At 74.0% G+C, this 11,206-nt stretch carries 11 protein-coding genes and 1 pseudogene; 10 read left to right on the plus strand and 2 right to left on the minus strand.

The genetic code is table 11. The features are described 5' to 3' along the window. Positions 1 to 1,253, minus strand: a 1,253-nt coding sequence (locus ACFV0G_RS23895; RefSeq protein ID WP_380551432.1) for an FtsX-like permease family protein, incomplete at its 3' end; no start/stop codon positions are given. After that, positions 1,250 to 1,942: an ABC transporter ATP-binding protein gene (locus tag ACFV0G_RS23900; protein ID WP_380551435.1), complete on the minus strand. Its 693-nt coding sequence runs from the start codon at positions 1,940 to 1,942 to the stop codon at positions 1,250 to 1,252. The genes ACFV0G_RS23895 and ACFV0G_RS23900, both read right to left, overlap by 4 nt. A gap of 217 nt (positions 1,943 to 2,159) precedes the next feature. Between ACFV0G_RS23900 and ACFV0G_RS23905 the strand changes: the two genes are divergently transcribed. From ACFV0G_RS23905 to ACFV0G_RS23950, 10 genes and pseudogenes are all read left to right on the plus strand, one after another. Beyond that, positions 2,160 to 3,341: a sensor histidine kinase gene (locus tag ACFV0G_RS23905; RefSeq protein ID WP_380551462.1), complete on the plus strand. Its 1,182-nt coding sequence runs from the start codon at positions 2,160 to 2,162 to the stop codon at positions 3,339 to 3,341. Next, positions 3,338 to 4,018 carry a response regulator gene (locus ACFV0G_RS23910; RefSeq protein WP_380551438.1) on the plus strand — a complete coding sequence of 227 codons (681 nt, stop codon included), beginning with the start codon at positions 3,338 to 3,340 and terminating at the stop codon, positions 4,016 to 4,018. Before ACFV0G_RS23905 ends, ACFV0G_RS23910 begins: the two co-directional genes overlap by 4 nt. 159 nt (positions 4,019 to 4,177) lie before the next feature. Then, positions 4,178 to 4,960 (plus strand): class I SAM-dependent methyltransferase, encoded by a 783-nt coding sequence (locus ACFV0G_RS23915; RefSeq protein ID WP_380551441.1) that lies wholly within the window; start codon positions 4,178 to 4,180, stop codon positions 4,958 to 4,960. A 305-nt stretch (positions 4,961 to 5,265) separates the two neighbouring features. Continuing rightward, positions 5,266 to 6,012, plus strand: a complete 747-nt coding sequence (locus ACFV0G_RS23920) for a hypothetical protein (protein ID WP_380551444.1) — start codon at positions 5,266 to 5,268, stop codon at positions 6,010 to 6,012. Further along, entirely contained in the window at positions 6,009 to 6,353 is a 345-nt protein-coding gene (locus ACFV0G_RS23925; RefSeq protein ID WP_380551447.1) for a winged helix-turn-helix domain-containing protein, read from the plus strand. The genes ACFV0G_RS23920 and ACFV0G_RS23925 overlap by 4 nt, the downstream gene beginning before the upstream one ends. 497 nt (positions 6,354 to 6,850) lie before the next feature. Beyond that, positions 6,851 to 7,429 (plus strand): TetR/AcrR family transcriptional regulator, encoded by a 579-nt coding sequence (locus ACFV0G_RS23930; RefSeq protein WP_380551450.1) that lies wholly within the window; start codon positions 6,851 to 6,853, stop codon positions 7,427 to 7,429. A gap of 277 nt (positions 7,430 to 7,706) precedes the next feature. Further along, positions 7,707 to 8,876 carry an agmatine/peptidylarginine deiminase gene (locus ACFV0G_RS23935; RefSeq protein ID WP_380551453.1) on the plus strand — a complete coding sequence of 390 codons (1,170 nt, stop codon included), beginning with the start codon at positions 7,707 to 7,709 and terminating at the stop codon, positions 8,874 to 8,876. Between the two features lie 111 nt (positions 8,877 to 8,987). Then, positions 8,988 to 10,109 (plus strand): agmatine/peptidylarginine deiminase, encoded by a 1,122-nt coding sequence (locus ACFV0G_RS23940; protein WP_380551456.1) that lies wholly within the window; start codon positions 8,988 to 8,990, stop codon positions 10,107 to 10,109. A gap of 4 nt (positions 10,110 to 10,113) precedes the next feature. Next, the gene (gene ureA, locus ACFV0G_RS23945; RefSeq protein WP_380551459.1) at positions 10,114 to 10,824 is read left to right on the plus strand and encodes an urease subunit gamma; all 711 of its coding nucleotides are present in this window, start codon (positions 10,114 to 10,116) and stop codon (positions 10,822 to 10,824) included. 8 nt (positions 10,825 to 10,832) lie between these two features. Continuing rightward, positions 10,833 to 11,206: pseudogene (locus ACFV0G_RS23950) on the plus strand (hypothetical protein); the annotation flags it as partial.

An 11,206-nucleotide genomic window follows, 5' to 3' on the forward strand; every position in this document is an offset into this window, starting at 1 on the left:
AACGGCAGCGCCAGACCGAGGCCGACCGGCCGGGGGAGCGGGAGTCGGGCCGCCGCCCGGGTGGCGCGGTTCCCGGGGCCGCCGCGGGCGGCCCGGCCGACGGCCAGCGCGTCGACGGTGCGCAACCGGCCGGCCCGCAGGGCGGCCGTCCACGCGGTGGCGGTCACCAGGCCGAGCGCACCGGCGACCACCGCCAGGTCGACCCACGGGGCGACGACGACCGAGGTGGTGCCGTAGACCTGTGCGGCGGCGGAGAGCACCGGCACGGCCAGGGCGTTGCCCGCGACGACGCCCAGCGCGGTGCCGACCGACGCCGGGAGCAGGGCCTGGCCCAGATAGGAGCGCACCACCAGGGCAGGGGTGAAGCCGACGGCCTTGAGGATGCCGATCCGCCGGGTCGCCGTACCGACCGCCCCGGCGACGACCACCCCGACGATCAGCACCGACATCAGGACGCCGAGCAGCCCGAAGGCGACGAGCAGGGGCACGAACAGTGCCGTGTTGCGGTCCGAGCCCTGCTTGACGGTGAGCCAGGACTGCACGCCGCGCACGGCGCCGGCGGGTGCCGCCGCCGTGACGGCGGCCCGGTCGGCGGCGATCCGCGCCTCCGTGTCCGCGGCGGCGAAACGGTAGAGCATCCGGTAGCCGCCGGTGGCGCCGGGAGCGGTCAGCGCGGCGATCCCGGCCGGTGTCACCCAGGCGTCGCCGCTGCGGCCGACCGAGCGGGCGAAGCCGACGACGGTCAGCGAGGGGTCGCCGGGCAGCCCCGGCACGTGCAGGGTGGCGCCCAGGTCCTGGACCGGGCTGTCGTAGTCGACGGACAGCACGACCTGGCCCGGGCCGGACGGCCAGCTGCCCCGCAGCAGCGTGATGCGGTCGACCCGGCCGCCCGGGTCGGCACGTCCGACGACCTGCAGCGGCGGCAGTGACAGGCCGGCCGGCAGGCCGAGCTCCGCACCGCCCTGCGGGTTCACCGTCGCCGTCCGGAACGGGCCCGCGGCGGCGGTGACGCCCGCGGCCCGGGCGGTCCCGGCGGCCCGAGCCGCGTCGGCCCGGGCCGGGTCGAGGTCGACCGTCAGCTGGGCGCCGCGCTGGGCGGCGAAGGCGTGGTCGAACGGTGCGTTGGAGGCGACCAGCAGGGAGCCGCCGAGGACGGACGCCGTCACCGCGATCAGCGTGGCCATCAGGATCACCGCCGTCTGGACCCGCCGGCGGCGCACACCCGCCCGGACCACCCGCCCGACCCCCCTCATCGGACGGCCTCCGTCCGGGTGTCGGCGGCGATCCGGCCGTCCACGAGGGTGACCGTACGGCTCGCGCAGGCGCGCGCCAGCGTCAGGTCGTGGGTGACGGTGACGATGGTCTGGCCGTCCGCGTTCAGCTCCGTGATCAGGCGCCTGACGTCCTCGCCCGCGGCGGAGTCCAGTGCACCGGTCGGCTCGTCCGCCAGCAGCAGGGCGGGCCGGTTCATCAGGGCCCGGGCCACCGCCACGCGCTGGCGCTCGCCCCCGGAGAGCCGGGCCGGGTGGGCGCGGGCATGGCGGGCGATCCCCAGCACGTCGAGCAGCTCCGCCGAGCGGCGACGCGCCTCGGCGCGGTCCACGCCCGCCAACTCGGCCGGGAGCAGCACGTTCTCGGTCACCGTCAGGTCGTCCAGCAGGTTGAAGAACTGGAACACCATCCCGACCTTGGCCCGGCGGAAGCGGGCCGCACCCGCCTCACCCAGCCGGTCCACGCGGACGCCGTCCACGGTGACCGTGCCGGCACTGGGCCGGTCCAGGCCGGCGACGAGGTTGAGCAGGGTGGACTTGCCGCTGCCCGAGGGGCCGAGGATCGCCACCGACTCCCCGGCCGCCACGGTCAGGGACACCGCGTCCAGGGCCGGCGGCCCCTCGTCGTACCTGCGGCTGACATCGCTCAACTCGATGACGGGCTGACTCATCCGTGCTCTCCCTCGGTCCGCTTGGACGTGTCGTCGTGACGGTGTGAAGCCTGGCGCCGAGGGCCCGATCGGCGCGTCGCCCCGGCGGGGCACATCGCGTACCGTGCCGGGACCATGCCGCCCGGGGTCATCCTTGCGATGTATCCGGGAGGTGGAGGGCGGTGATCACCGAGGAGGATGTCCCGGACGAGGGCGGTCGGCCACAATCGGGTCCGTGATGAACCTGCTCCCACCCCGCCCGGGCACCCGCGGCGGCCTCTGGTTCGATGCGGCGCTGGCACTGGTCCTCGCGCTGGTCGGTGTCCGGTACGTCTCGATCACCGCCGGTCCGGTCGACTGGCTGGGGCCCCTGCTCCTGGTGGCGCTCGCGCCGCTGCCGCTGGTCCTGCGCCGCCGCTTCCCGGTGGCGGTGCTGTGGGTGGTGCCGGCCCTCGCCCTGTCGGCCGGCCGGCCGTCCGGCGACCTCGCGTACTGGGACGGGGTGGTCTGCCTGGTCGCGATCCACAGCGCCGCCGTGCACGGCGTCCGCCGGGTGCCGACCCTGGCCTCCCTGCCGGTGGCCGCGGCGGTGCTGGTGCTCCTATGGTCCGCGGCGAAGCTGCCGGAGTTCCCGAACGGCGTGGTCGCACTGCTGGTGCTGGTCCCGGTGCTCGCGGTGGGGTACGAGATCCGGCAGTGGCGGCGCCGGGTCGACCAGCAGCGGGAGCGCCTGGCGGCCATGGAGCGCGAGCAGTTCGAGGCGCTGAACCGCGCCGTCGAACACGAACGGGCCAGGATCGCACGCGACTTGCACGACGTGGTGACTCACAATGTCGGGGTGATGGTCATTCAGGCGGGTGCCGCCCGCAAGATCATGGACATGGACCCCGCCCTCGCCCGCGAGGCGCTGCTCGCCGTCGAGAGCGGCGGCCGGGCCGCGATGACCGAACTGCGCCAGGTGATGGGCCTGCTGACCATGGACTCCGACGACCCCGACACCGGGGCCGACCTGACCCCCCAGCCCGGACTGGACCGGCTGGACACCCTCGTCGACGGGGTCCGGCAGGCCGGGCTGCCGGTCGAACTCACCCTGCTGGGGCAACCGCGAACGGTGCCGCCCGGGGTCCAACTCGCCGCCTACCGCGTGGTGCAGGAGGCGCTGACCAACGTGATCAAGCATGCGGGCGGAGCGAGCGGCCAGGTGCAGGTCGAGGTACAGGTCGAGTACGCCGCGGAGCGGCTCCGCGTGGAGATCGCCGACACTGGGGGCCGTCCCGGTGCCGCCGCGGCCTCCGGCAGCGGGCGCGGGCTGATCGGCCTGCGCGAACGCCTCGCCGTCCACGGCGGCACCCTGGAGACCGGACCGCGCCCGCGCGGCGGCTACCGGGTCCGCGCACTGATCCCCCTGGAGGAAGCGTGACCGAGCCGCTGCGCGTCGTGCTGGCCGACGACCAGACCCTGGTGCGCACCGGGTTCCGGCTGATCCTGATGTCCGAGGGCATCGAGGTCGTCGCCGAGGCCACCAACGGCACCGAGGCGGTCGAGGCCGTCCGCCGCACCCGGCCCGACGTGGTGCTGATGGACATCCGGATGCCGGAGACGGACGGACTGGAGGCCACCCGACGGATCGTCACGGGCACCGCCGGCGGCCCCCGGGTGATCATCCTGACCACCTTCGACCTGGACCACTACGTCTATGCCGCACTCGCCGCCGGGGCGAGCGGCTTCCTGCTGAAGGACGTCAGCCCGGAGCACCTCACCGCCGCCGTCCGCCTGGTACGCACCGGCGACGCGCTGCTGGCCCCGGCCATCACCCGGCGCCTGGTCGAACGCTTCGCCCGGCGGGACCCCGGAACGGCGGAACTGCACCGCTCCCTCTCCGCGCTGACCCCGCGCGAACTGGAGGTCATGACCCTGCTCGGCCGGGGGCTCAGCAATGCCGAACTCGCGGCCCGGCTCCAGCTGTCGGAGGCGACCGTGAAGACGCACGTCGCCCGCATCCTCGGCAAGCTCGACCTCCGCGACCGGGCCCAGGCGGTGGTGGCCGCCTACGAGAGCGGACTGATCAGCGTCGGCGGAGGCGCCACTGCACCGTAGTCCCGCGGCCCGGGCGGGCCGGAGCGCACCGGATCCCGCGTCCCGGATCCCGGACCCGTTTCCCCGGCTCCCGACCGTGCCCGGCGCGCGATGAGCGGATCCCGTACCGCCGTCGGCGGCGGGGTAGTGGACCGCGGGCCGCGCCGCTGGCGTGGCCGCGTGGATCAGGATGAACGGCTTCTGCACGCCTCCTCGTTCGGCGCAGCGGCGGGCGCGTACGCCGAGCACCGTCCCGACTACGCGCAGGCCGCGGTGGAGTGGGCACTCGAACCGGCGCCGGGCCCGCGGGTGCTCGACCTCGTGGCCGGGACCGGCAAGTTGACCGCTGGGCTGGCCGCGCTGGGAGCCGACGTCATCGCGGTCGAGCCCGACCCGGCGATGCTCTCGGAGCTGCGCGGTGCGCTGCCGGGTGTCCGTGCGCTGTCGGGCAGTGCCGAGGCGATTCCGCTGCCGGATGCCTCGGTCGATGCGGTGCTGGCCGGCAACGCCATGCACTGGTTCGACATGGCCGTCGCGGGGCCGGAGATCGCCCGGGTCCTTGCCCCGGGCGGCGTCCTGGCCGGCCTGTGGAACCTCATGGACGACGGGGTCGAGTGGGTGTCCGGGCTCGCCCGGGTCGGTGGGAGCGCGGCCGTCGGCCCGCGGGACACGCCCGCCGCCTGGCGCGCCGCGACGGCCGGTGCGCACCTGCCGAGGACCGGCGCGGCCCCCGCCCGGTTCGGCTCGCCCGAGCAGGCCGAGTTCGCACACGGGCAGCGCCGCACCGCCGACTCGCTCGTGGCGACCCTGGCGACGCGCGCGGGAGTGCTGGTCCTGCCGGAACGGGAAAGGGCAGCCGCACTGGGCCGGATCCGCGCCTTCCTCGGCGAGCGCCCGGAGACCGCCCACGGCGAGTTCACGCTGCCGATGCTGACCGGCGTGCTGCGCGTCCGGCGGCTGTGAGGCGCCGTGCCGGCAGCGGGACCGGGGCGCGCCACAACCACCGCTGACGGAAGAAATGCCCGGCCAGGGCCCCCTTGTGGGTGAGATGACAGCGGCCCGCTGATCGACGCGGTGGCGTTCGTCGTCAACCGGAGCACCGTGCCCCTCGGATCACTCCTCGGCGACCTGGTCGGCCTCCGGCCCACGATGCGGGTCATGGCTGTGCTCCTCGCGCCGTGCGGACTCCTGCTCGGTCCGAGCCCCTGCCGTCGCGGCGGTCATGGAGGTCTCTTGCAAGAACTGGTTTGCAATGCAAAGCTGACTGCATGACAGATGCATCGATGTCCTCGCCGGGCACGCCTCATGAACTCCTCGCCGGCCTCGGTGACCTGACCCGGCGGGTCCGTGCCGCCCAGCGCGGCGCCTGGTTCCCCCTCCTGCTGTTCGGCGTGCTCACGCTGGGCGCAATCGTGGCGAGTCGTCTCACCTTCAGGATCGAGTCCGTTCCCTGCCTCGCCGGTGACCCCGCGGCAGGCACCGGATGCACTGCGGTCACCCAGGGCTCGCCGCTCTACTGGCCCGTGGGGCTGGCCCTGGCCTACGCCGCGACGGCGTTCTTCTACATCCGCCGCTCCCGCAACCGCGGCGTGGACACCCCGGTCCGGCCCTACATCCTCACCGGGATCGTCCTCGGCGGCCTGGTGACCGCCACCACGCTCTGGGCCATCCGCCACGGGATGCCGAAGCCAGGCCGGCCGCTCGACCTCTGGGGCCTGCACCTCGACCCCGCCTCAAGGGCGGGGGTGCTCCTCCACCACCTCATCGGGAACGCCACAACCATCGGGTTGCCATTGCTCGTGCTGTGCTGGGTGGAACGCAGCCGCGCCCTGCTGCTGCTCACCGCCGTGTACCTGGCCATCGCTCTGGTTCCGCTCACCGACGGCTGGGCCGGGCTCCCGTACACCTCGCCGTGGTCGTCCCTGCCCCATTACGGCGTCCAGGGCATCCTCCTCCTGCTCGGCGCCCTCGGCTTCGGCCTGGCCGAGCTGCCCGCCAAGCGCGCCCGCTCATGAGCGAGCAGACCGACCAGCACCCCGTCAACGGCCTGGACGACGTCGTCCACCAGCGGGTCCGCCTCGGCATTCTCACCGTCGCCCACCAGGCCCGCCGTGTCGAGTTCGGCTTCCTCCGGAGGACGCTCGGCCTCACCGCCGGAAACCTCAGTCAGCACCTGGCCACGCTGGAGAAGGCCGGACTGATCGACATCGAGAAGGGCTACGAGGGCAGACGCGCCCGCACCTGGCTCACCCTCACCCCCGCCGGCACCCAGGCCCTCCGGGACGAAGTCCGCCAACTGAAGCGGCTCATCCACCAGATCGAACAGGGCGGCTCGGACCCGCGGGAAGACCTGTGACCACGCCACCGCCGCCGCGCTCACCGTGCTCGCCGACCGGCGCGTGGGCGCCGGACTCGGCACCGACGGCCCGATACAGCCGACCGTCACGGCCGATCCGGACCGGCCGTTCATGGCGGTGACCGCCGACTTCACCCGGGCCGGCATGCCGGACGTCGCCGAGTTCCGGATGCATCTGCGCGGTCCAACGCGGCCTGAAGGTGGGGCGGGTGCCGGGCTGGGGCGGTGTGCGTGCATCGGACGCTCTCTCGGCCCGGTCGCCCGTCGGAGGGTTCCGTGGCGGTGAGGGTGCGAGGCATTTTATAGATATATTCAGGATTCTCGACCGCTTCCCCTGCTCCGGGCGGCGGAATGAGTGGGCCTGCCGGTGTCCGACGATCCGTACGGGTGCGAATGGCCCCAAGCAGCATGAGGTCGTGGAGAGTCGCAGGGTTCTGACGAAACGATCAGACAGTCGGGCGGATCGCGGTGCAGAGGGCCGAGTAGGGTGGTGCACCGTGGCCAGTCGCAGAACATCAATCCTGGAAGCCGCCGCGCGGGTGATCGCCCGCCGCGGTGTCCGAGGCCTGCGGGTCGAGGAGCTCGCCGCCGAAGCCGGCGTCTCCACCGCACTGATCTACTACCACTTCAAGGACCGCACCGGGATCCTCCGCCAGACGCTCGAGTTCATCAACGACCGGGCGGGGAGCTACACCACGGAGCGTGATCCGGACGCGCCGCCGCTCACGCCGCGCGAGGAGCTCGACCGGACGCTGCTGCTGGAGTTCCAGGACTCGGCGCAGGTGCGGGAGAACAGCACCGCCTGGGGGGAGCTGCGCGCGAGCGCGGTCTTCGAGGAGGCCCTGCGCGAGGACCTCGCCAGGGCGACCCTGGTGTGGGTGCAGGAGGTCGCCGAGCTGCTGGGCCGGATCCGGCCGATGACCCCGGCCACCGCGCTGGCCTCGGCGGCGGAGCGGCTGACCGCGCTGGTGGAGGGCCTGAGCGTCCGGTGGCTCAGCGGCAGCCTCCCGCTCGCCCACGCCCGCGCGCTGATGGCCGAGGCGATCGACGTGGAGGTGGCGCGGCTCGGCGGCTGAGTCGGCCGGCGCCGTGCGCCCGGGCTGCTGACCGATGTCGGCGGCCCGGGCGCTCTTGTTGTCCGGGGCACTCGCGCCGCGATGTCTCCGGGAACTTGACTGATTTTTCAGTCAGTGCGACGCTGAGGCCATCGGCAGAGACCGCGACCGCCCGATGCGCTCCCGCCCGGCCCGGACGTCGGGCATCCGCCCGACCGGTTCCCCGGCCTCCCGGCCCGGGCTGCCGCCCGCGGAGGCGGCGAGCAGCCGGCGCAGTGACACTTGATCTGGAGATCCCATGACCGGACACCGCGACGAGCGCTCGCTCGCCGACCGCCTGCTCGGGGCGCTGCCCTCCCGCCGTCGCGTGCTGGGCGCGGCCGTTCTCGGCGCGGCGGGCCTCGCGTTCGGTGCGCGGGCCCTCGCGGCGGCCCCGGCGTCCGCCGCGCCGGGACCGCGCGGCGTACGGCCGTGGGTCCCGGCGGACGACGTCCCGCACGCCCGTACCTGGATGTCGTGGCCCTCGCGCAGGTCGGTGTGGGGACGGCAGCTGTCCGGTGTGCAGGAGGACATCGCACTGATCGCGCGGACCGTCGCCGGGTACGAGCCGGTGGTCGTGTGCGTTCCCGACGACTACAGCGCCCGGCAGGCCCGCAGCCTCTGCGGGGCGGGCGTCGAGGTGACCACCGAGATCCCCACCGACGACCTGTGGATGCGCGACATCGCCCCGGTCTTCCGCCGCGACGGACGCGGCGGACTGGACGCGGTCTGCCTGAACTTCAACGGCTGGGGCAACAAGCAGGTCCACCGCGACGACGCCCGGGTCGCCGAGCTCGTCGCCCGGCGGCGCGGCCTGCGGCTGACCTGCGCGGACCTCGTCGGCGAGGGCGGAGCCGTGGAGACCGACGGCGACGGCACGGTGATGGCCACCGAGAGCAGCCTGGTCAACAAGAACCGCAACCGGGGCATGAGCCGCGACGAGATCGAGGCCGCCGTCCTCGACGCGTACGGCGCGGACACGATGATCTGGCTGCCGGGCCTGCGGGGCAAGGACATCACCGACGACCACGTGGACGTCACCTCCCGGTTCGTCCGACCCGGCGTGGTGATGGTCCAACTGCCGCCGCAGGACCGCGACGACGTCTGGGCGCGCGACGCCCGCGAGCAGTTCGCGATCCTCTCCCGGGCGACCGACGCGCGCGGCCGGCGGCTCCAGGTGATCCGGGTCGACGGCCCGGACACCGTCCGCTCCGGGAGCTCGACGTTCGTCGACTCCTACCTCAACCTCCACCTCGTCAACGGCGCCGTGATCACCGCGCAGTTCGGGGACCGGGCCAAGGACGAGGCCGCCCGGCAGACGCTCGCCGCCGCCTTCCCCGGGCGCGAGGTCGTCCAGCTCGACGTCGACCGCCTGATGGCCGGAGGCGGCGGCATCCACTGCTCCACCATGCACGAGCCGCTGCCCTGACCCCGCGCCGCCGGCCACGGCCCGGGCCACGGTCCGGCTGCGGCACCCCCGACCACCATCGCCCTGCACCGGAGGACCCCTGTGCCACCGTCCGCCCCGTCCCGCCGCACGATGCTCCGCTCCCTCGCGGGCGCCGGCGTGCTCGCCCTCGGCCTGACCGCCTGTACCGGCTCCGACGACCCGGCCGATGCCGGCGCCCCGGCACCGGGCGCCGGCGGCGGCACCGGGCGCCGCCTCGGTGCGGAGTGGGAGAAGCACACCCGCACCTTCATGGCCTGGCCCGCCTCGGAGAACGTCTGGGGCGACCAACTGGCCGACGTCCGCAAGGACATCGCCGGACTCGCGGCCGCCATCGGGGCGCACGAGCCGGTGGTCCTGATGGCCCGGCCCGAGCAGCAGGAACAGGCGCAGCAGGCATGCGGCGGCGATGTCGAGGTCATCCCGCTCGCCGTCGACGACCTGTGGGCCCGCGACACCGTGCCGCTCTTCGTCGAGGAGGGCGGCAAGGTCAAGGGCGTCGACCTCAACTTCAGCGGCTGGGGCAACAAGCAGGAGCACGGCAACGACGGCAAGGTCGCCCGCACCCTGCTGGAGCGGTACGGCATCGACCGGATCGAGACCCCGGTCACCGCCGAGGGCGGCTCCTTCGAGACCGACGGCCTCGGCACCCTGGTGCTCACCGAGAGCTCCGTCGTCAACGCCAACCGCAACCCGGGGATGAGCCGGGAACAGGTCGAGGGCGAGCTGAAGAAGGCCCTCGGCGTGACCACGGTGATCTGGCTCGCCGGCGTCAGGGGCGAGGACATCACCGACGCGCACGTCGACTGCCTGATGCGCTTCGTCGCACCCGGCGTCGTCCTGCTCGACAAGTCCTACCCCGGCACCCCGGCGGACGTCTGGTCCCGCTCCGCCGACCAGGCCAGGTCCGTCCTCGAGAACGCGACCGACGCGCGCGGCAAGGGGATCGAGGTCATCGAACTGCCGCAGCCGGACCCGGACGGGATCACCGGCCGGGGCGACGCCTTCGTCTCCTCGTACATGAACTTCTACATCGGCAGCAAGGGCGTCTACCTGCCCCGGTTCGGCGACACCCGGGCCGACGACCGCGCCCAGCAGGTCATGAAGGAGCACTTCCCCGACCGCGCGATCGTCCCGGTGCGGATCGACACGATCGCCTCCGGCGGCGGCGGAATCCACTGCGCCACCCACGACCTTCCGGCCGTCGGGGGCTGAGACCGTGCAGCTGACCCCCACCGAACGCGACCGGCTGCTGCTCTTCACGGCCGCCGAACTCGCCCGGGCCCGGCGCGGACGCGGCCTGCGGCTCAACCTGCCCGAAGCGACGGCGCTGATAGCCGACACCGTCTGCGAGGCGGCCCGGGACGGCCTGCGCCTCGCCGAGGCCGTCCGGCGCGGACGGGGCGTGCTCGGACCGGACGACGTCCTGCCGGGCGTGGTCGACGTCCTCACCGAGGTCAACGTCGAGGCGGTCTTCGAGGACGGCACCCGTCTGGCCGTGGTCAGTGCACCCTTCGGCGCCACCGGGACGCTCTCCGACCGGGCCCCCGGTGCCGTCCTCGCCGGCCCCGACAGCCGGTACGTCCCCGAGCCAGCACGGACACTGACGGTCCGCAACACCGCCGAGGTACCCGTCTCGGTGACCTCGCACTTCCACTTCTTCGAGGCCAACCCGCGCCTGCACTTCGACCGCGCCGCCGCCTACGGCACCCGCCTCGCCGTACCGGCCGGCTCCACCGTCCGCTTCGACCCGGGCGCCCCGGTCGAGGTCGGCCTCGTCCCGATCGGCGGCGCCCGGATCGCCATCGGCTTCGCCGGCCTGGTCGACGGGCCGCTGGACGCACCCGGCGCGAAGCGCGAGGCGCTGCGCCGCGCCGCCGCCTGCGGCTACCTGGGCGCCGATACCGACGAGCAGAGGAGCCACCTTTGAGCAGCACCATCGAGCCGCACGAGTACGCGGCCGTCCACGGCGCCCGGGCCGGCGACCGGATCCGGCTCGGCGACAGCGGGCTGATCATCCGGGTCGAGGCCGACTCCCAGGAACCGGGCAACGAGTTCCTGGTCGGCTTCGGCAAGACCGCCCGTGACGGCCTGCACCTCAAGGCCGCGGCCGTCCGCGACACCTGCGACGTGGTGATCAGCAACGTCGTGGTCATCGACGCGGTCCAGGGCATCCGCAAGACCTCGATCGGCATCCGGGAGGGCCGGATCGCCGCCGTCGGCCGGGCCGGCAACCCGGACACCATGGCCGGGGGGGGGGGGGTGGTGGGGGCGGCCCCGCCGCACCAGGCGCGGGCGGCGGTGTTGTTGGC

It is taken from the genome of Kitasatospora sp. NPDC059571 (genome assembly GCF_042735675.1).
Taxonomy (GTDB): Bacteria; Actinomycetota; Actinomycetes; order Streptomycetales; family Streptomycetaceae; genus Kitasatospora.

Coding starts and splice junctions, on each gene's coding strand:
- ACFV0G_RS23905 (WP_380551462.1), top strand. CDS start 2,160: ATGAACCTGCTCCCACCCCGCCCGGGCACCCGCGGCGGCCTCTGGTTC.
- ACFV0G_RS23920 (WP_380551444.1), top strand. CDS start 5,266: ATGACAGATGCATCGATGTCCTCGCCGGGCACGCCTCATGAACTCCTC.
- ACFV0G_RS23900 (WP_380551435.1), bottom strand. CDS start 1,942: ATGAGTCAGCCCGTCATCGAGTTGAGCGATGTCAGCCGCAGGTACGAC.
- ACFV0G_RS23935 (WP_380551453.1), top strand. CDS start 7,707: ATGACCGGACACCGCGACGAGCGCTCGCTCGCCGACCGCCTGCTCGGG.
- ACFV0G_RS23925 (WP_380551447.1), top strand. CDS start 6,009: ATGAGCGAGCAGACCGACCAGCACCCCGTCAACGGCCTGGACGACGTC.
- ACFV0G_RS23940 (WP_380551456.1), top strand. CDS start 8,988: ATGCTCCGCTCCCTCGCGGGCGCCGGCGTGCTCGCCCTCGGCCTGACC.